Origin of the sequence: Antrihabitans auranticaus (assembly GCF_016481275.1) — a bacterium.
GTDB lineage: Bacteria > Actinomycetota > Actinomycetes > Mycobacteriales > Mycobacteriaceae > Antrihabitans.
Genome location: NZ_JAEMNW010000001.1, coordinates 1,180,834 through 1,199,972, shown reverse-complemented (window position 1 = coordinate 1,199,972; position 19,139 = coordinate 1,180,834). Strand labels below are relative to the sequence as shown.

At 65.3% G+C, this 19,139-nt stretch carries 15 protein-coding genes; 6 read left to right on the top strand and 9 right to left on the bottom strand.

What is annotated here, in order from left to right; translation table 11 throughout:
• Window positions 1-57: 57 nt before the first annotated feature.
• From JGU72_RS05505 to pdxR, 5 genes are read right to left on the bottom strand one after another with little or no spacing between them, the layout of a single operon-like run.
• The gene (locus JGU72_RS05505; protein WP_199682686.1) at window positions 58-1,527 is read right to left on the bottom strand and encodes a carboxylesterase/lipase family protein; all 1,470 of its coding nucleotides are present in this window, start codon (window positions 1,525-1,527) and stop codon (window positions 58-60) included.
• 9 nt (window positions 1,528-1,536) lie between these two features.
• The gene (locus JGU72_RS05500) at window positions 1,537-3,078 is read right to left on the bottom strand and encodes a carboxylesterase/lipase family protein (protein WP_199682685.1); all 1,542 of its coding nucleotides are present in this window, start codon (window positions 3,076-3,078) and stop codon (window positions 1,537-1,539) included.
• Between the two features lie 22 nt (window positions 3,079-3,100).
• Window positions 3,101-4,555, bottom strand: a complete 1,455-nt coding sequence (locus JGU72_RS05495) for a dihydrolipoyl dehydrogenase family protein (protein ID WP_199682684.1) — start codon at window positions 4,553-4,555, stop codon at window positions 3,101-3,103.
• Between the two features lie 36 nt (window positions 4,556-4,591).
• Window positions 4,592-4,837 (bottom strand): DUF2630 family protein, encoded by a 246-nt coding sequence (locus JGU72_RS05490; protein ID WP_199682683.1) that lies wholly within the window; start codon window positions 4,835-4,837, stop codon window positions 4,592-4,594.
• The gene (gene pdxR / locus JGU72_RS05485; RefSeq protein WP_307828305.1) at window positions 4,834-6,198 is read right to left on the bottom strand and encodes a MocR-like pyridoxine biosynthesis transcription factor PdxR; all 1,365 of its coding nucleotides are present in this window, start codon (window positions 6,196-6,198) and stop codon (window positions 4,834-4,836) included. The genes JGU72_RS05490 and pdxR overlap by 4 nt, the downstream gene beginning before the upstream one ends.
• 69 nt (window positions 6,199-6,267) lie before the next feature.
• Here pdxR and JGU72_RS05480 point away from each other — a divergent pair, with 69 nt between their 5' ends.
• Window positions 6,268-6,930: a pyridoxamine 5'-phosphate oxidase family protein gene (locus JGU72_RS05480; RefSeq protein ID WP_199682682.1), complete on the top strand. Its 663-nt coding sequence runs from the start codon at window positions 6,268-6,270 to the stop codon at window positions 6,928-6,930.
• On the opposite strand, the gene JGU72_RS05475 is transcribed toward JGU72_RS05480, so the two are convergent.
• Window positions 6,917-8,170, bottom strand: coding sequence for a hypothetical protein (locus JGU72_RS05475; protein ID WP_307828304.1), 1,254 nt, complete (start codon window positions 8,168-8,170; stop codon window positions 6,917-6,919). The genes JGU72_RS05480 and JGU72_RS05475 overlap by 14 nt on opposite strands.
• Before the next feature lie 58 nt (window positions 8,171-8,228).
• On the opposite strand from JGU72_RS05475, the gene JGU72_RS05470 reads away from it, so the two are divergent.
• From JGU72_RS05470 to JGU72_RS05460, 3 genes are all read left to right on the top strand, one after another.
• Window positions 8,229-8,837 carry a TetR/AcrR family transcriptional regulator gene (locus tag JGU72_RS05470; protein ID WP_199682681.1) on the top strand — a complete coding sequence of 203 codons (609 nt, stop codon included), beginning with the start codon at window positions 8,229-8,231 and terminating at the stop codon, window positions 8,835-8,837.
• Window positions 8,824-10,440, top strand: a complete 1,617-nt coding sequence (locus tag JGU72_RS05465) for an acyl-CoA dehydrogenase family protein (RefSeq protein WP_199682680.1) — start codon at window positions 8,824-8,826, stop codon at window positions 10,438-10,440. The genes JGU72_RS05470 and JGU72_RS05465 overlap by 14 nt, the downstream gene beginning before the upstream one ends.
• 202 nt (window positions 10,441-10,642) lie before the next feature.
• Window positions 10,643-11,371: a DJ-1/PfpI family protein gene (locus tag JGU72_RS05460; protein WP_199682679.1), complete on the top strand. Its 729-nt coding sequence runs from the start codon at window positions 10,643-10,645 to the stop codon at window positions 11,369-11,371.
• A 9-nt stretch (window positions 11,372-11,380) separates the two neighbouring features.
• On the opposite strand, the gene pgi is transcribed toward JGU72_RS05460, so the two are convergent.
• A complete protein-coding gene (gene pgi / locus JGU72_RS05455; protein WP_199682678.1) occupies window positions 11,381-13,024 on the bottom strand; it encodes a glucose-6-phosphate isomerase in 1,644 nt (547 codons plus the stop codon).
• A gap of 92 nt (window positions 13,025-13,116) precedes the next feature.
• Here pgi and JGU72_RS05450 point away from each other — a divergent pair, with 92 nt between their 5' ends.
• Window positions 13,117-14,571, top strand: a complete 1,455-nt coding sequence (locus tag JGU72_RS05450; protein WP_199682677.1) for an NAD-dependent succinate-semialdehyde dehydrogenase — start codon at window positions 13,117-13,119, stop codon at window positions 14,569-14,571.
• A 73-nt stretch (window positions 14,572-14,644) separates the two neighbouring features.
• Here the strand turns inward: JGU72_RS05450 and JGU72_RS05445 are convergent, their stop codons facing one another.
• Entirely contained in the window at window positions 14,645-14,938 is a 294-nt protein-coding gene (locus tag JGU72_RS05445) for a chorismate mutase (protein WP_199682676.1), read from the bottom strand.
• 391 nt (window positions 14,939-15,329) lie between these two features.
• Here JGU72_RS05445 and pcrA point away from each other — a divergent pair, with 391 nt between their 5' ends.
• Complete coding sequence (pcrA, locus tag JGU72_RS05440; protein WP_199682675.1) at window positions 15,330-17,855, top strand: DNA helicase PcrA; 2,526 nt, start codon at window positions 15,330-15,332, stop codon at window positions 17,853-17,855.
• Between the two features lie 61 nt (window positions 17,856-17,916).
• Here pcrA and JGU72_RS05435 read toward each other — a convergent pair whose 3' ends face one another.
• Entirely contained in the window at window positions 17,917-18,918 is a 1,002-nt protein-coding gene (locus JGU72_RS05435; RefSeq protein WP_307828303.1) for a M23 family metallopeptidase, read from the bottom strand.
• Window positions 18,919-19,139 lie beyond the last annotated feature (221 nt).

The window sequence follows — 19,139 nt, the reverse complement described above, 5'->3', positions numbered from 1 at the left end:
AGGGCCGCGCCCCTGCAGTTCAGGCGGACAACCTGTGGAGATCTTGTGAAGACAGCGTCAGCGACGGTGGTGGTAGCCGATCCAGGCGCGCCGGCGGTCGGCGTTGGGATCCGCCTCGACGCGTGACACTTCGTCGATGATCAACGTCTCGCGCCGGTCGGTCGAGTACGCCGGCCATTCCGGACCCGGGGTGCCGTGGTGTGCGAAATGGATCCAGTGCGACATCACGGTCTCGGCGACGTTTCGCAAAGCGCTGCGCCCACCCAGCAGCGTTGCGCGCCTGCCCATTCCCTCGTTCGCAGCGTCGAAGACCGCGAAGAGTTCCGTTCCATGAGTCGCCCGCAAACCGCTCAGCTTGAGTAGGCGTGGCTCGAAATCGTAGCGGTAGCAATATGTTCGGGCGTACTGTGCATGTCCTTGCGCACACAGGACGGCAGGCTCCCAGAAGACCACATCGCCGCCGAGGTCGGCGGCTGCGCGCCGACCAGGGTATCCGGGATACGACGCTATCGCCCGTGCCTTTACCGCGGGGTCCGTCTCGTCGAACATCTTCTCGATTCGCTTCTGCGTTGTCGGGATGATGTCGAGAAACAGCGGAAAGTATCTGCCCTCATGGGAATTGGTACCGATGATCAGTGCAACCTGCTGCGCGGTACCGTCGGCGAAGGCGTCGAGAGGGTGCGTCGGCAAGAAGTCGCCGTCGACGACGGGTGCTGTTGCCCGCGTTCCGGGCTGCTCTTCCGTGCAGCGTTGGGTGAGCGTGTGCGTCGCGTTCACGAGGTCGGTTGCCGAGGCCCGCAGCAAGGCCTGTGGTGCGTCCGCTGGGCGCGCCCCGAGAATGTCGACGAACTCCGCTGCCCACGCCGCGGCCCTGTCTTTGCCGTATACCGAAGCGGCAGGCGGGCTTTGCGCGATCGCACGGCTGAACTTCCCAGCCGCCGCAGGTGTGCACAGTAGGGTTGTGACCGCATTCCCGCCCGACGATTGGCCGAAGACCGTGACATTGCCTGGATCGCCGCCGAACGCGGAGATGTTGCGCTGCACCCAGTCCAGGGCGGCGACCTGGTCGCGGAGACCGAGATTCGACTCGAAAGGTCTTTCGGCGGTCGCGAACTCACTGAAATCGAGGTAACCGAGAGCGCCCAGCCGATAACTGATCGACACGAAAACGAGATCGCCTCGCCTGGCGAGACTTTCACCTCGATACAGGGCATCGGCAGACGAACCGGTGACGTAGGCGCCACCGTGGATGAATACCATGACCGGCCGAAGTGCTGTGCTCGGCGCGGCAGGGGCGACGACGTTCAGCGTCAGGCAGTCCTCACTGCCGCCAGGTGTATTCCGCTGCGGCGCAGGCGGTCCGAACACGGACCCGTCCCGCACGCCTGCCCATGGCAGCACCGGTTGCGGTGCGCGGAAGCGAAGGTCGTCCACCGGTGGTGCGGCATAAGGAATTCCGCGCCACGTTCGCAGGCCGCTCGACGCGATGCCGCGGACGACGCCGTCGCCCGTCTCGATGTCGAGCACCTCTGAAACCTACCCCGCGGCTTCTGCGGCTGGATCCGCGGCGGGGGCATACGGACGTGGGTACAGCGCCCACGCAAGCCGCCGATCACGATCGATATCGGCGACGACGCGCGTCGTCGTATCGAATACCAGCGTCTTTCGCGTCGTCGTCTTGTACTCGGGCCACGAGGTCAGTGGCGCACCGTAGCGGGCAAAACTGAGCCAGTGCGCCTGGACGCGCTCGGTCACCGAGTGCAGGTCGCGCCTGCCACCGATCACGGTCAGTGCCCGTCCCGCCTTCGTTTCGCCGAATCCGAAGACGGCGATGAGCTCGGACGCATGTGTCGCGCCGAGACCCATGCGGTTCAGCATCGGGGGAGCGTAGTCGTAGCGGTAGTTGTACGTCGGCGCGTGCTGGCTGTAGGCCTCGCACGCCGTGATCGTCGGGCGCCAGAAGATGAAGTCACCGCCGAGCTTTATTGCGGTCCGCTCGGACGGGTAGCCGTGATAATGCCGCGCAATGCGATCAAGAGGCACCGAGTTCGATTGCGCGAACATCTTTTTCACACGCTCGGGGTTGGTGGGTAGGTCGTCGAGGTACTTGGCGAACAAGGAACCCTCGTGGCGGTTGGTTCCCATGATGAGCGGCACGTTGTGCGCGTTTCCATCGGCGTACGCGTCGAGTGGATGCTGTGGGAGGTAGTCGCCGTCGATGACCGGCATCATCGTGAGAACACCCGGGTTGTTCGCGAGATTCTCGCGGAAGACGCGCCCCGCCGCGCGCCGAAGCACGTGCGGATCGGCCGAACGCAGCGCCTCGGCGGCGTTGTCGGCATCCGCGCCCAGCGCCTCGACGCAGCTGCGCCCCAGGTCGGCCGCCGTGTCCGCATCGAGACCCCAGTCCGCCGGAGAACTCTGCGCGATTGCTCGGTGGAACAGGCCTTTTGCAGCAGGAGTTGCGAGCAGGGTCGTTACCGCTGCAGCTCCCGCGGACTCGCCGAAAATGGTCACGTTCGCCGGGTCGCCGCCGAATGCGGCGATGTTGCGCTGCACCCACTCGAGCGCCGCGACCTGGTCGCGCAGGCCTAGGTTGGACTCGATCGGCGAATCCGCGGTTCCGAACTGCGTGAAGTCGACATATCCGAAGACGTTGAGCCGGTAGTTGAACGAGACCACGACGACGTCGCCATTACTGGCCAGACCATTCCCGTGATACAGGCTGACAGCTGATGTGCCGAAGACATATCCGCCGCCGTGAATGAACACCATGACAGGTCGCGGTGCGCTGCTGGGTTCGGCCGGAGCGGTGACGTTGACCGTGAGGCAGTCTTCGCTCTGCGGCTGGCTGGTCCGTGCACCGATCCGGGAACCGGACGCATGCTGGATGGCAGCGTTGCCGTACGTGGTGGCGTCCCGCACGCCGGTCCAGGGTCGAGCGGGTTGCGGAGCTCGAAGCCGGAGGTCACCGACCGGAGGTGCGGCGTAGGGAATCGACAGCCAGCGCAGGACCTTGCCTTCGCGGTGTCCTCGCACAATGCCTTCGGACGTAGTTACCTCTGACAACGATGTCATGGTTCGGATCATAACCACGCGATCATGATCTGCGCTTCTCGAGCAGGCGCAGCCACACCTCGCTCACCGTGGGGTAGGACGGCACCGCGTGCCACAACGTTTCCAGCGGAACCCCGCCCACGAGGGCCACGGTCGCCGCGTGAATGAGCTCGCCGACCCCGGGTCCGGCAAAGGTCGCGCCCAGCAGAAGGTCGGTCGCGCGATCGATCACCAACTTTGCGTGTCCGTCGAAATCGTCACGGGCGAGAGCAGATCCCGCAACCGCGATGTCCAGCTCGACGGTCTCGACGTCGAAGCCGTCGGCGGTGGCCTGCTGTTCGGTGCGGCCGACGGAGGCGACCTCCGGACTCGTGAACACGACCTGCGGCACTTGGTGACTATCGGCGCTGGAGCGGAACCGCGGACCGTTCAGCGAGCGCCCTTCCGCGCGAGCTGCGATCACGTCGCCGCAGATCCTGGCCTGGTACTTCCCCATATGCGTGAGTGGCGCCCGGCCGTTGATGTCGCCGACCGCGTAGAGCCATTCCCCAGCGGCTGTCAGGTGCTCGTCGGTCGGCACGTACTTGCCGTCGGTCAGGCCGACCGTCGCGAGCCCCAGATCGGCACTCGATGGCGACCGGCCTGCGGCGACGATGATCTCGTCGACTTCGAACCGCTCGTCGCCGACCGTTACGGTCGCGGGGCCGCCGTGAATTCGGCCGATCCCGGTATCCTTCGCGCCCGGGCGTTCGATCTCGTCGACGCCGGTGTCGAAAAGGATCCGTCCCCGGCCCTGGGTCAGCGCCGCGGCAACCCGCTCGCTGGCGAACGGTTCGGCGGTCGCCAGGACAGCCGAACCGCGTACAACCATGGTCAGTTCGTCCGTGCCGAGTTCGAGCAACCACGTCGCGGCCTCGCATGCCACGACGCCGCCACCGATGATCAGAACCCGCTGTGGCAGTTCTGCCATGTTGGTCGCGTCGCGTGACGTCCAGGGCAAGGCGGCGCGGAGCCCGGGGACGTCCGGGACGTTCGCCGTCGTACCCGTTGCCAGCACAACCGCATGGCGCGCGGTGATCGTGCGGGAACCGCTGTCGGTCTGCACCTCGACCTGCCGCGCGCCGGTGATCCGGCCACGCCCGCGGATGACGTCGATACCGGTGTCGGTCGCCCACTTGACCTGAGATTCGTCGGATCGCTTGTGCGTGAACGAATCTCGTCGAGCGAGTACCGCCTCGAGGTTTGCGCTGCCTGCCGCCACGAGTTCGCGCACCCCGCCCATTGCACGCGCGCCGTGCAGGACATGCACCGGTGCCAGCAAAGCCTTGCTGGGCATACATGCCCAGTACGAGCATTCCCCGCCCACCAGTTCATGTTCGACGATTGCGGCGGTGCGGTCGCTGCCGGCGATTGCGTATGCGGCGGCGTTCTCGCCGGCGGGACCGCCGCCGATCACGACGACGTCGTAGGTATCGGAGCCGTTCGAATCGGATGCCATGCGACAACCGTAACCCCGGTCGCCGACACCGGCTGTCTACTGCAGATAGCCCTCGACCTGAACCGCCGACTGCACGGTCGCGTCGTCCGGCGAGAGGTTGGCGTCGATGCGGGCACGACGCTGTCGCAACAGATCCCAGCATTGGTCGAGGAGGGTCTCGAGCTGCGCAAGCTGGCGCTGCTCGGACTCCGGGTCGAGTTCGCCGGCCGCCGTCTTCGCGCGCAGCTCGTGTTCGCTGTCGACCAGGTCTTTGATCTGTGCGAGCAGGTCTCGTTCGGTCATAGCACCACCGTACTCACGATCAACTCCAGTGCGGCGGTCAATTCGGCACGGTTGCATGCCGTGTAACCGAGAGCGATTCCGAAGGTCTGCGGGGCTCCGATGTGATGGCGGCGCAGTCCGTCGAGCAGCAGCCCGGCGTCGCGACCGCGCGCGACGGACGCGGTCTCGGCGTCGCTGGAGGGCAGCGGTAGTACGACGTGCGCCCCGGCGTCGTCACCGGTCACCGAGATTCCGGCGCGTCGCAGGGTGTCGACGGTTTCGGTCCGGCGCTCCGACATCTCCTTTCGGATCCGCCGCAGGTGGCGCGCGAGATCGCCGGAGCGTGCCAGCTCGACGACGACCCGCTGCCCGGCGGGGCTCGGCTTCGTTCCGGTCCACTCCCGATAGCGCAACACAGCATCCGCGACCCGCGGGGGCGCCACCATCCAGCCGACCCCGAGTGCGGGCGTCAGGATCTTGCTGGTGGTACCGAGGTGGACGACGACGTCGGGGCCGATTGTGGCAAGCAGCGGGAGAGGTGCTGTGTCGTAACGCAGTTCGCCGTCGTAATCGTCCTCGATGACGAGCAGGCCGGCACGCCTGGCCAATTCGACCAACTGAATCCGCCGCGCCGCGGGCATGCGGGCGCCGAGCGGATACTGGTGTGCGGGTGTGCAATAGACGGCGCGGGCGGCGGCGGGAATCGCGTCGACGCACAGTCCTTCCCGGTCGACCGGAACGGGGACGACCTGCATTCCCGCTGCCCGGAGCGCGCCGACCGACCGGAGGTAGCCGGGTTCTTCCATCGCGACGACGTCTCCACGTTCGAGTACTGCCGCCGCGATCTCGCCCGTCGCTGAACTCGTTCCGTTCGTCGCGAGAACAGTTGCGGTGCTGGATAATCCGCGGTGCCGGAGCAAGTGCTCCGCGACGGCGGTGCGGTAGGTCGGCAAGCCTTCGTAGTAGGGCCTGATCTGCGGTGGCCCGTCGGCTGCCGCACGCCAGGCTCGGCGCCACGCCGCGAGGTCGATATTTGCCGCGGACGGTGCACCCGGCGCGAGGTCGATGAGTTCGTCGTTCGAGGGCGTCCGCTCGACCGATTGTGGTTGCGCCGGTAACGGACCGGGCGCTGCAGTGACGAAGGTTCCGGAGCCGTGGCGGCCATCGATCCAGCCCTCGGCATGCAGTTGCTCGTATGCCGCCGACGTGACGGTGCGGCTGACACCGAGCCGCTGCGCAAGTGCCCGCGACGATGGCAGGCGGTCACCGCCGCGTAGCGCACCGTGCGTTGCGGCGTTGCGTAAGGCGTCGGCGATCTGCACCGCAAGCGAAACGGACGACTCACGGTGCAGCGTGATCGGCAGATCCTCGGCGATCTCCACCAAGTGGCCTCTCGAAATACTTTCTCAGTGGCTATATGACAATGCCACTTTGCGGCACAAACTTGAGTCATGTCAATCGATACTGCGCTCTCACCGACTCCGCGTAGCACAGTTCGTCGCCTCCGCGACCGTGCCCGAACAGACCGTAGCGAGCTGTTCGACGTCTTGGACGGCAGCTTGGTCTGCCACCTCGCGATCGTCCTCGGTGGCGCCCCGATCGTGCTGCCGACCGGGTTCGGCCGCGTCGGAAACATCCTCTACCTGCACGGTTCGACCGGCTCGATGAGTATGCGCGCGGCGCTCGAGCAGGACGTGTCGATATCGGTCACCCTGCTCGACGGGCTGGTCTACGCGCGCTCGGTGATGCATTTCTCCATGAACTACCGGTCCGCTGTCATTCACGGCCGCTGCCGGAAGGTCGAAGGGGACGAGAAGATCGTCGGCCTGCGCGCAATCGTCGAACACCTGGCGCCGGGGTCGTGGGACTATGCGCGCGAGCCCAACAAGCGTGAGCTTGCAGCGACCGTCGTCCTCGCCATCGATCTCACGGAAGCATCGGTCAAGGCGCGGACCGGCGGCCCGGGGGACGACGATGCCGACATCGAGCGCGGCGGCGTATGGGCGGGAGTTCTACCGTTGCAGCAGCATTGGGGCGATCCCGTACATTCGTCGGATCTGGAGCGCGCCTACGAGGTTCCCGAGCATGTGCAACAACGGATCACCATGCGGTAGCTATCAGATCCCACGTGCCGAGTTCGGCGCAGGCCAGCTCGCGCAATTGCTCGTTGGACGCGATGTTTGCGGGATCCAGGCTGACCAGGGCGAGACAGTACCGGTCGCCTGTGCGGTTCAGGTAGCCGGACAGTTTGGTGCGCAACAGGTTCCAGTGCCGCGGCGCGATGTAGGGGTGAATGGCACGCGTCGCGATGCCGGTCGTGGGATGACCGCCGACGTCGGCGAGCAAGGGCGGCAGCGTACCGATGTTGGAGCACAACACATCTCGTTCGCCGGCGCCGGCGGCGAGCTTGTGGGCGAGCCTGGCGGGCAGTACCTGGAGCAACTCTTCGGGAAAGCCCGCCGGGCTCGTCATCGGGTGGGCGTAGGCGTCGCGACAGATTCGCCGAATGTCGGTGAGTGAATCTGCTTGGGAGACTGTGGCTTCTGCCATCGCCATCGCGTTTCCTACCGTGTCGTCGGCGCGTGTGTCCACGGGGAGAGCCACCTCGATCGTATCGTCGGTCCACCCACTCGACCGCAGGATTCCGACAACGAGGGCGACGAACAGGCTGTTCGCGGAGCCACCGCGCTCGGCTGCCACCCGATCCCATGCGGCGGCGTCGACCAGCACGATCGCGCTGCGCGCTTGCGCGTGCAACATTCCGCGCGCTGCCGGCGCAGCCTGCTGGAGTTCGGCGCGCCGCTCGGGATGGGCAACGAGCCCACGGATTGCGCGCGCAGTGCCCTTGCCGACGATGCCCCACTGGCGGCGAGCATCCGCCCAATCGGACGTATCCGGTTCGGGCGCAACAGGTTGCCGACCGGTAAGCGCCTGCTGTGTGGCCAGGACGAGTCCGCGCGCATCGGCGAGAACGTGCGAGCACACCAGCGAGACCAGGGTGCCGCCGTCGTCGAGGCGGGTCGCCGACAGGCGCCAGCCGGGTCCGGTTGTGGGGTCCAGCTTCGGTGCCCGAGCGTCGGCCCACTCGATGAGCCGGTCGGCGGGTAGCGGTGCTTCGGTATAGGTCAGCGGGTACGCCTCGGCGTCGACGCGCCATCTTGGGCGGGCGCCCGGGATGCGCGACCGCACGACGCGGCGACCGAGTGGTCCGGTGGCGAGTGCGGTGTGGACTGCCGCGAGCGCGTCGGCATCGAACGGCACGGACGTTCGCCACAGGCCCTGCATGGCGATAGGTGTGCCCAGCCCGCGATGCGAGCGCAAGAACATCTCGTCGACGACGGAAAGGCGGGTCACGTCGGCAGACTATCGGGCGGGGTTGCGTGAAGCGATGAATCAGTGCTTCACTTCTTACGTGCCGTACCGCCGCAGCCCCGCAGTCCAAGCGCGCCTCGATGAGCAGGAGCGCGAGATTTTGCGGTCGGCCATTCAGGTGCTCGCGGAGCAGGGCTATCAGGGCTTGTCGATCGCCGTGGTCGCCGCGAGCGCGGGCGTCGCCGCAGGCACCGTCTACAAACACTTCACCAACAAGGCCGAATTGGTGACGGCAATCTTCCGTGAGGTCGTGGGCCGGGAGGTCGCGGCCGTCGCGGCTGCCGCGCATGCCTCCGGATCGGCGGTCGAGCAGGTCACCGCCGCCGTCGAGACGTTCGCCGGACGTGCGATGAAGAACCCGACGCTCGCGTACGCGCTGCTGGCCGAGCCCGTCGATCCGGAAGTGGACGCGGAGCGACTGATCTTCCGCAAGGCGTTCGCGCGCACTTTCGAGGGTGCCGTTGCCGCTGGCGTCGAAGCTGGAACGCTGCCGCCGCAGAACGCGCAGTTGAGCGCGGCGGCGCTTGTCGGTGCGGTGGCCGAAGTTTTGATCGGGCCGTTGGCGTCCGACCCCCATCCCGAAATCGTCCTGCCCGAACTCGTCGCTTTTTCCCTTCGCGCCCTAGGAGTTTCACGTGCCGACGCATGAGGTCTTCAACCAGGTTCCGAACATCCTGCCGTACGACACGGCAGACCACCCAGCGTTGCTGGAAGGGCTGCGGCGTGAGGGTGCCGCATGGGCCGAAGGCGAGGTCCGCGAGATCGGCACCCTGGCAGGCAGTGTGGAAGTGCAGGAATGGGGCCGGGTCGCGAACGAGTACCCGCCGGTGCTCCGCACCCACGACCGGTACGGCAACCGGATCGACGAGGTCGAGTTCCACCCGTACTGGCACAACCTGATGGACGTCGCAGTCTCGCGCGGGCTGCACGGAACACCCTGGGTCCAGACCGAAGCCGGCGCCCATGTCGCGCGGGCAGCGAAGCTGGCGGCTTGGGGCCCGTCGGACGCGGGTCATATGTGCCCGATCTCCATGACCTACGCGGTGATTCCGGCGCTGCGGCACAACAAAGAACTCTCCGAGCGCTACGAACCGCTGCTCGCCTCGACGTCGTACGACTACGGTCTGCGCGAGCCGTCGACAAAGCGCGGACTCATCGCGGGTATGTCTATGACCGAGAAGCAGGGTGGCTCCGACGTCCGGGCAAACACCACTACTGCGACAGTGCAGCCCGACGGCAGTTACGTGGTCGTCGGGCACAAATGGTTCACCTCCGCGCCGATGTCGGATATGTTCCTGACTCTCGCGCAGACACCGAACGGTCTCTCCTGCTTCCTGCTGCCGCGGGTCCTGCCCGACGGCACGCGCAACCGGATTCAGTTGCAGCGCTTGAAGGACAAACTCGGCAACAAGTCGAACGCGTCGTCGGAGATCGAGTACGACAATGCGATCGGCTGGCTGGTCGGCAACGAGGGCGAAGGCGTGAAGACGATCATCGAGATGGTCAACATGACGCGCCTCGACTGTGTCATCGGGTCGGCGACCGGGATTCGGGTCGGCGCAGTGCACGCCACCCATCACGCTCGGCACCGAGAGGTGTTCGGGGCGAAGCTCGTCGATCAACCGGCGATGCAGAACGTCCTTGCCGACTTGATCGTCGAGTCCGATGCGGCAACAACGATCATGATGCGATTGGCAGGCGCCACCGACCGGGCCGCCCGGGGCGACGCTCAGGAAGCGTCGCTGCGGCGAATTGCGTTGGCGGTAACCAAGTATTGGGTGTGCAAGCGCGCGCCGATGCACGCGGCCGAGGCACTGGAGTGCCTCGGCGGCAACGGCTACGTCGAAGAATCGGGCATGCCGAGGCTGTATCGCGAAGCACCGTTGATGTCTATCTGGGAGGGGTCCGGCAACGTCGCCGCATTGGACGCGCTGCGGGCCATGGCCCGGCAACCCGAGACGGTCGAGGCGTTCTTCACCGAGGTGAACCTCGCTTCGGGTGCGGATTCTCGACTCGACGACGCAATCGCGCAGATCGGCAAGGAACTGTCCGATTTCGAGGACATCCAATACCGCGCCCGGCGCATCATCGAGCAGATGGCGCTGGTCCTGCAGGGGTCGCAGTTGGTTCGCCACGGGGATCCTGCTGTGGCCGATGCCTTTTGTGCGAGTCGGTTGGGCGACGACTGGGGAATTGCCTTCGGCACCTTGCCGACCGGCGTCGACGTCCAGCGGATTCTGGCGCGCGCGTAGGCGGTTGCGACCCCACCCACCCGCCGAGTGTGCAGTTTCCTACGTGGTTTCTCGGGAAACGCGACAACAGGTGCACAGTCGGCGGGGGCAGGCGAGGCGGGGGCAGGCGAGGCGGGGGCAGGCAAGGTGGCCGGACGGACGGGCATCTGACGATCTCGGCCAGACGGTGTTGCGGGCCGCGATCGGCGCATAGCTTGGGGGAGTGCAGATTGCGATTGTGCTCTACCCAGGAATGACCGCGCTCGATGCGATCGGGCCGTACGAGGTCTTGCGGATGCTCCCCGACGCCGACCTCCGGTTCGTCTGGCACGAGCCAGGACCGATAACAACGGACAGTGGCGTGCTGATTCTCGGTGCGACGCACTCCTTCGCCGAGACCCCTGCACCCGACCTCGTGCTCATCGGTGGGTCCGGACCGGACACGATGACCACCGCCGCCGACAAGAAGCTACTTGCCTGGCTGCGGCAAGTGCACGAAACGTCGACCTGGACGACGTCGGTGTGCAGCGGCTCGGTAATTCTCGCGTCGGCAGGTCTGCTCGATGGTTTGGCGGCGACAAGTCATTGGGCGACGCAAACCGTCATAGGGACGCTCGGCGCAAAACCGCAGCGCGACAAGCGAATTGTGCAGCAGGGCAAGATCGTCACAGCCGCGGGCGTGTCCGCGGGCATCGACCTCGGTCTGTGGCTGGTCGGCGAGATCGCGGGCCGGGAGCACGCCGAAGCGGTTCAACTCATGATCGAGTACGACCCGCAGCCACCGTTCGATTCCGGGCACATGAGCAAGGCGTCCGGACGCGTCAAGGCCAAGGTCGCCGGCCTGGTGCCGAGCCAGGTGTCGTTTCGCGATGTCGGCGGTGAACTGGTCGGGACCACGAAAACGCTGTGGATGAGCGCGATTCGCCGCGCTCGCAAAAAGTCCAACGCTTAGCTGTCGCTGTCAGCGGCCCCGTGCGGCGCGGTACCAGCTGACCAGCGCGTCGGTCGACGAGTCACCCAGCGAATCGGGAGTACCGGCCGACGTCAGAGCAGGCTCCAATTCGAGCGCCTGCTTCTTGCCGAGTTCCACGCCCCACTGGTCGAAGGGGTCGATACCCCAGACGGTGCCTTCCACGAACACCTGATGCTCGTAGAGCGCGATCAATTGACCGACGACCGACGGCGTGAGCTTCGGTGCCAGGATCGTGGTTGTCGGACGGTTGCCAGGCATGACCTTGTGCGGCACGATCTCCGGCGCTGTGTCTTCGGCGGCGATTTCTTCGGCGGTCTTGCCGAAGGCCAGCACCTTGGTCTGGGCGAACATGTTGCTCATCAGGATGTCGTGCATGCTGCCGGACCCGTCGATCGTCGGCAGGTCGTCTGTCGGCTCCGCGAAGCCGATGAAGTCCGCCGGAATCAGCCGCGTGCCCTGATGGAGCAGCTGATAGAACGCGTGCTGCCCGTTGGTTCCCGGCTCGCCCCAGAAGATTTCACCGGTCGACGTGCTGACGGGATTTCCCGTGGCGGTGACCGATTTGCCGTTCGATTCCATGGTCAGCTGTTGCAGGTACGCCGCGAATCGCGCCAAGTCGTTCGAATACGGCAGCACCGCACGGGATTCGGCGCCGAAGAAGTTCGAGTACCAGACACCGAGCATGCCGAGAATCACCGGCGCGTTCGACTCCAGCGACGTGGACGTGAAGTGCTCGTCGACCGTGTGCATGCCGGCAAGGAACTCGGCGAACCGTTCCTTGCCGATCGCGGCCATGACCGACAAACCGATCGCCGAGTCGACGGAGTATCGGCCGCCGACCCAGTCCCAGAAGCCGAACATGTTCGCTGTGTCGATGCCGAACGCGGATACGCGCTCGGCGTTCGTCGAGACCGCGACGAAGTGCTTGGCGACGGCATCGTCACCCAGCGCGGCGGTCAGCCAGCGCCGGGCGGCAGTCGCATTGGTGAGGGTCTCCAGCGTCGAAAACGTCTTGGACGCAATGATGAACAGCGTGGTCGCGGGATCGAGGCCGTCGAGCTTGGCTACGAGGTCCGCAGGATCGACGTTGGAAACGAATCGTGCGGCAATACCGGCATCGGCGTAGTGGCGCAACGCTTGATAGACCATCACCGGACCGAGGTCGGAACCGCCGATGCCGATGTTCACGACTGTCTCGATGCGTTCGCCGGTGGCCCCCCGCCATTCCCCGGAACGCACGGAATCGGTGAACTTACCCATCGCGTCGAGGACTTGGTGCACGTCGGTGACCACGTCCTGCCCGTCGACGGTCAACGACGCGTCCGCCGGGAGACGCAGCGCGGTGTGGAGTACAGCGCGATCTTCCGACGTGTTGATGTGCTCGCCCGCGAACATCGCGTTCCGCCGCGTATCGACGCCGGCAGCGCGGGCCAATTCCACTAGCAACCCGAGGGTTTCACGCGTTACCCGGTGCTTGCTGTAGTCGATGTAGAGGTCACCGATCGTGACGGTCAGCTCGCTGCCGCGCTTCGGGTCTTCCTCGAACAGCGTTCGCAGGTGTTGTCCCGAGAGTGCGTCGAAATGACTCTGCAGGTGCTGCCAGGCCTGGGTGCTGGTGATGTCGCCGCTCATACCGGTCGAGCCTAGTAACAGACGTCCGGTGCGCGCCCGGAGATTGCATGAACCCGCAGTGAATGGGTGTCGCTGTGCGGCATGCTGATTCCATGGACGAACGCGAACTTCTCGGCTCTGTACCGGCAAAGCTGTGGATCGGCGGCGCGGAAGTCGACGCGACCGACGGCGCGACTTTTGCCGTCGACAACCCCGCGACAGGTGAGCCGATTGCCCACGTCGCGAACGCTTCCCCGGCGGACGCGGTCAAAGCGCTCGATGCGGCGGCCGCCGTGCAGGCCGAGTGGGCGGCTACTCCCGCCCGGCAGCGCGGTGAGATCTTGCGAGCCGTCTTCGAGGCGATCACCGCTCGGGCGGACGACATGGCACTGCTCATGACGCTCGAGATGGGCAAGGCGATCGCGGAAAGCAAGGGCGAGGTCGTGTACGGCGCCGAGTTCTTTCGCTGGTTCAGCGAGGAAGCGGTGCGGATTCACGGGCGATATCAACACGCTCCGGCCGGAACCGGCCGGATCCTCGTCACCAAGCAGCCTGTCGGCCCGTGTCTCGCGATCACGCCCTGGAACTTCCCGCTTGCGATGGGCACCCGCAAGATCGGTCCGGCGCTGGCGGCGGGGTGCACGATGATCGTCAAACCGGCTGCGGAGACGCCGCTGACGATGCTGATGCTGGCGAAACTGTGCGGCGAAGCGGGTCTGCCGAAGGGGGTGCTCTCGGTCGTGACGACGACGCACTCGGGGGACGTGACCGATGCGCTGCTGCATGATTCGCGGCTGCGCAAACTGACCTTCACCGGATCGACGGGCGTCGGGAAGATGCTGATCGAGAAGTCCGCGGCAGGCCTGCTCCGCACATCCATGGAACTCGGCGGCAACGCGCCGTTCGTCGTATTCGACGACGCCGATGTCGATGCCGCTGTCGACGGGGCGATGCTCGCCAAGCTCCGCAACGGCGGAGAAGCCTGTACGGCGGCAAATCGCTTTCATGTGCAGAACCCCGTCCGCGGCGAGTTCACCGAGAAGCTCGCGGAGCGGATGGCGTCGATGGCGATGGGCCCAGGCACCGACCCGGCTACGAAACTCGGTCCGTTGATCAATTCGAAGCAGCTGGCAACGGTCTCTGAGCTGGTGGAAGACGCGGTGGCGGTCGGCGCGGACGTGCGCATCGGCGGCACGGCACCGGGTGGCCCTGGATTCTTCTACCCCGCGACCGTCTTGGCGGACGTGCCGGCCAACGCGCGAATACTCAAGGAGGAGGTATTCGGTCCCGTCGCGGCGATCACGGGGTTCGACACCGAGGACGAGGGGATCGCGGCTGCCAACGACACCGAGTACGGTCTGGCGGCCTACATCTACACCCAGGACCTCGGGCGAGCGCTACGCGTCGCGGAGGCCCTGCAAACGGGAATGGTGGGTGTCAATCGAGGCGTCATCTCCGACGCTGCCGCGCCCTTCGGCGGAATGAAGGCCTCTGGATTCGGGCGCGAGGGTGGATTCGAAGGAATCGACGAGTATTTAGAGACGAAGTACATCGCTTTGCCGCTGTGAACGTGTGTGCGTTTCGGATACAGGACATACGAGAACCGCCGTCGGACCGTGTGGTCCGGCGGCGGTCGGGAGATCAGTGGCCGAGCCGGCCTCGTCCGAGGCGGAGCAGCAGCATTGCGAGGGTATGGCCTTCTTGCCCCAGCTCACTGAACCGCTCGAGCACCTTCATCTCGCGGCTGTGTACCAATCGGGTACCGCCCGACGCCATGCGCGTTCGGCCGATGATGCGGGACACCTCGGTGCGTCGCTTGATGGCGGCCAAGATCTCGGAATCGAGCTGATCGATCTCTTTGCGGAGCTTCTCGATCTCCGCCTCGCTCTTGGGCAGCGATGAATCGGAGTCAGTGATCTTTGTAGGGCTGCTCATATCATCTCCTCGTTTCAGAACGTGGATCGCCGGACAACCGCGTGTCGTTACGGATCCAGGTTCCGGTCCACAAAACCGACCTGGGACTGCGAAATATTCCCCGACCCGTGGACCTGTCCGGTCAACAGCGGGCAACCAAGATATCCGGTCGGATATCCCGCCGCGCTGCGAGCCGAGACGCTGATCATGAAATCAGTCTGCCACGGGTCGGTACCTTTGCAAACCAGAATCAGCTGTGATCTCTCTGTTAGTGGTGTGTCAGGGGAGGTCTCGGCGACTGCTGCGTTGACCAGCGGACCGTAACATACCCGTTATCGTTCCGTTATTGCGACAGGGGTTAGGTGACGATGCTCGAGATGGTGTCGGACCAGCCCGGTAGCGTGGATACACGATGAACGCCGCACCGAACGAATCCGTCACCCCCACACGGCCGAAAGCCGATCGCGCAGGACTCGATACTCATACCGTACCAACCGGTCCGGGCGGTCGCGCGCGGAAAGCGGCGGCGGTCGAGGACCAGGCAGCACGTCTGCTCGAGGGCCTGAATCCGCAGCAGCGTACGGCGGTGGTGCACACCGGATCGCCTCTGCTGATCGTTGCCGGTGCCGGTTCGGGAAAGACAGCGGTGCTCACCCGCCGGATCGCCTACCTGCTTGCCGCGCGCGAGGTCACACCCGGTCAGGTGCTCGCAATCACGTTCACCAACAAGGCCGCCGGCGAAATGCGTGAGCGTGTGATCGAGCTCGTCGGACCGCGCGCACGAAACATGTGGGTGTCGACGTTCCACTCCACCTGTGTTCGGATCCTGCGCACCCAGGCGGCGCTGCTGCCGGGTCTCAATTCGAACTTCTCGATCTACGACGCGGACGATTCGCGCCGCCTGATCACAATGATCAGTCGCGATCTCGATATCGACGCCAAGAAATTCTCGGCCCGGCTCCTGGCTACCGGAATCTCGAACCTGAAGAACGAATTGATCGGACCCGAGCAGGCCGAGTCGGACGCGAAAAGCAAAGGTTCACCGCTGGACCGGTTGATCTCCGACGTCTACACGATCTATCAGCAGCGTTTGCGGACCGCCAACGCGCTCGATTTCGACGATCTGATCGGCGAGGTCGTTGCCTTGCTCCAGGATTATCCCGAGGTTGCGGAGTATTACCGCCGCCGCTTCCGGCACGTTCTCGTGGATGAGTATCAGGACACGAATCATGCGCAATACGTTCTGATCCGGCACCTTGTCGGTTCGTCCGGCGGCACGTCCGAGGTCGGCGGTGTCGGTGTCGCACCGGCCGAATTGTGTGTCGTCGGTGACGCGGACCAGTCGATCTATGCGTTCCGCGGCGCCACCATCCGCAATATCGAGGAGTTCGAGCGGGACTACCCGGACGCGCGCACCATTCTGCTGGAACAGAACTACCGGTCGACGCAGCACATTCTTTCGGCCGCCAACGCACTGATCTCGCGCAATACCGGCCGCCGGGAGAAGCGGCTGTGGACCGATTCGGGTGACGGCGACCTGATCACCGGCTATGTCGCGGACAACGAGCATGACGAAGCGTCCTTTGTCGCCGCCGAGATCGACAAGCTCAGCGATGCCGGTGCAACGAAATACAGCGATATCGCCGTCTTCTATCGGACGAACAGTGCGTCGCGCGTGTTCGAGGAAATGTTCATCCGGCGCGGGCTCCCGTACAAGGTCGTCGGCGGAGTGCGGTTCTACGAGCGCAAGGAGATTCGCGATGTCGTCGCCTACTTGCGGGTGCTCGACAATCCCGAGGACACGGTAAGCCTGCGCCGGATCCTCAACACCCCACGCCGGGGGATCGGGGACCGCGCGGAGGCCTGCGTAGCCGTTCATGCCGAGCAGAAGAACGTCAGTTTTGCGGAGGCTTTGCGTGCCGCTGCCGACGGTGCGGTCCTGTTGCTCAACAGTCGCGCCCAGCGCCTGATCGCCGACTTTCTCGACCTACTCGAGAGCTTGCGCGCCGTCGGCACACACGACGATGGCTACTTCGATGTCGGCGAGGTAGTGGAGGCCGTTCTCGACAAGACCGGCTATCGTGCCGAGCTTGCCGCGAGCAGTGATCCCCAGGACGGCGCTCGGCTGGACAACTTGAACGAGCTGGTCAGTGTCGCAAGCGAATTCAGCTCCGATGCACGGAACGCGTTGGCGCTGGCCGAGTCCGAGGGCACGGTCCTCGCCGCGGCCGAAGGTGAAGTCGAACCAGGTTCGCTCGCAGCGTTTTTGGAGCGAGTCTCTTTGGTCGCCGACACGGATCAGATTCCGGATTCCGGCGAGGGCGTCGTCACGATGATGACGCTGCACACTGCAAAGGGTCTCGAGTTTCCTGTCGTCTTCGTGACGGGTTGGGAAGACGGCCAATTTCCCCACATGCGTGCCCTCGGTGACGCCGCCGAGCTCTCGGAGGAGCGCAGGCTCGCCTACGTGGGAATTACGCGCGCCCGGCGGAGTTTGTACCTCACGCGCGCGATCGTGCGCTCAGCGTGGGGTCAGCCGGTCAGTAATGCGGAGTCACGCTTCCTCCAGGAGATCCCCGGCGAGCTCATCGATTGGCGCCGCATGGATCCGGGCAAAACGCTCGGTGGTTTCGGCGGCGGGTTCGGAAGTGGGCGAAACCGCGAATGGTCGGGTCGGGACTGGACGCAGCCCGATCGTTCGAGCCGCCGTTCGGAGAGCTTCGGAAGTGCGCGCCCCGCTCCGGGGTCCGCGCGGGCGCGTGGGCGCAGCAACGAGGTCTACAAGGTGGGCGATCGGGTCAGCCACGACAAATACGGCCTGGGAACGGTGATCTCAGAGGACACGCTCGGCGAGCACAAGACCGTGACGATCGATTTCGGTTCGGCCGGCAAGGTCCGTGTTGCGCCGGGATTCGGCGCTCCGATGGTAAAGCTGTAGAAACGACGAATCCCCGGGGAGCACCCGGGGATTCGTTATTTGTCTGATTGCGTGTGCAGACTCAGTCCCGCTCGACGCCGAGGCTGATGCCGCGTGAAGCGAGCCAGGGCAGCGGATCGACCTTGTCGGAGCCGTTGAGCCACACCTCGAAATGGCAGTGCGGGCCCGTGGAGTAACCGCGGTTGCCCATCTTTGCGATCTCGTCGCCGGCCATGACGCGCTGGCCGACCGTGACGGTTGCCGAATCGATGTGGCCGTAGATGGTCACGGTGCCGTCGGCATGCTTGAGGCGGACCCACATTCCGAAGCCCGAGGCGGGGCCGGCATCGATGACCTCGCCGTCCGCGACCGCGAGGATCGGAGTGCCGATGGCGTTGGCGATGTCCACACCGGCGTGCAGCGTGCCCCAGCGGGAACCGAAGCCGGAGGTGAAGGTGCCGACGGCCGGGAGGGCGAACATCGGTCGGCGAGCTGCGGCCTCACGTGCTGCCTTCTGCTCCGCGAATTCCGCGCCGCGAGCAAGCATCGTCGTGAACTGAGTCGTGTCAACCGGCGACGCGACCTCGAGAACCTGGGGTGCATCGGAGGCAGACGTGCTCGCGAGCTGCGTGCCATCGCTGGTTCCGAGGAATCCTGCGGCCTGCGGCATTGCAGTGATGCCGGCGGTCGAGGCGACGTCGGAAGCCGTGTTCGACGTCGGCGCGTCCGTAGCAGCGTTGCTGAGCGCGGCTTGGCCCGCAGCCACCACGGCACCTGCCGCGACCGCCACAACAGCTGCACGGCCCTTCAGGGCGGCAGGAGGGGCGGGCAGGCGGTGAGCGCCGCCACGTCGAACGGGACGAGTGTTCTCGGACACTTCGTACGCAGCGGGCTCGGGCGAGTAGTCGGTGGTGCCGGTGCCGTCAGGGCGCCATGTGTAACGCGGGCTGGTTTCGGGTAGATATTCGAATAGCTGATCGGTCGAATCGAAATCGATTGTTCCGGAAGTTGCGCCCTCGGACAGTCCGAAATCCGCGCGACCAGCGATATCGCCGGTGGCATCGGGTTTTGGGTTGCCGGTCACGAACCTGCTGGCAGCGAGCTGACGGTGCATCAAGACTTCCCGTCCTCCTCATCGTGACCTGGTTGTGACTAAGACCTCGGTGACGGTAACGAAACGATTGCAGGGCGCGCAAGCCAACTGGCCTCTGAGCCGGAATATGTGAGATGCATCACAAACTGACCTGGGAATATGTTGGTTCTCACCAAAACCCTCGATGCACTATCGAGACATCTCGGGCGTGT

Bases quoted from the DNA above. Each gene is read 5' to 3' on its own strand.
- JGU72_RS05500 (WP_199682685.1), bottom strand. From the start codon at position 3,078: ATGACATCGTTGTCAGAGGTAACTACGTCCGAAGGCATTGTGCGAGGA.
- JGU72_RS05495 (WP_199682684.1), bottom strand. From the start codon at position 4,555: ATGGCATCCGATTCGAACGGCTCCGATACCTACGACGTCGTCGTGATC.
- JGU72_RS05490 (WP_199682683.1), bottom strand. From the start codon at position 4,837: ATGACCGAACGAGACCTGCTCGCACAGATCAAAGACCTGGTCGACAGC.
- JGU72_RS05480 (WP_199682682.1), top strand. From the start codon at position 6,268: ATGTCAATCGATACTGCGCTCTCACCGACTCCGCGTAGCACAGTTCGT.
- pgi (WP_199682678.1), bottom strand. From the start codon at position 13,024: ATGAGCGGCGACATCACCAGCACCCAGGCCTGGCAGCACCTGCAGAGT.
- JGU72_RS05450 (WP_199682677.1), top strand. From the start codon at position 13,117: ATGGACGAACGCGAACTTCTCGGCTCTGTACCGGCAAAGCTGTGGATC.
- JGU72_RS05445 (WP_199682676.1), bottom strand. From the start codon at position 14,938: ATGAGCAGCCCTACAAAGATCACTGACTCCGATTCATCGCTGCCCAAG.
- pcrA (WP_199682675.1), top strand. From the start codon at position 15,330: ATGAACGCCGCACCGAACGAATCCGTCACCCCCACACGGCCGAAAGCC.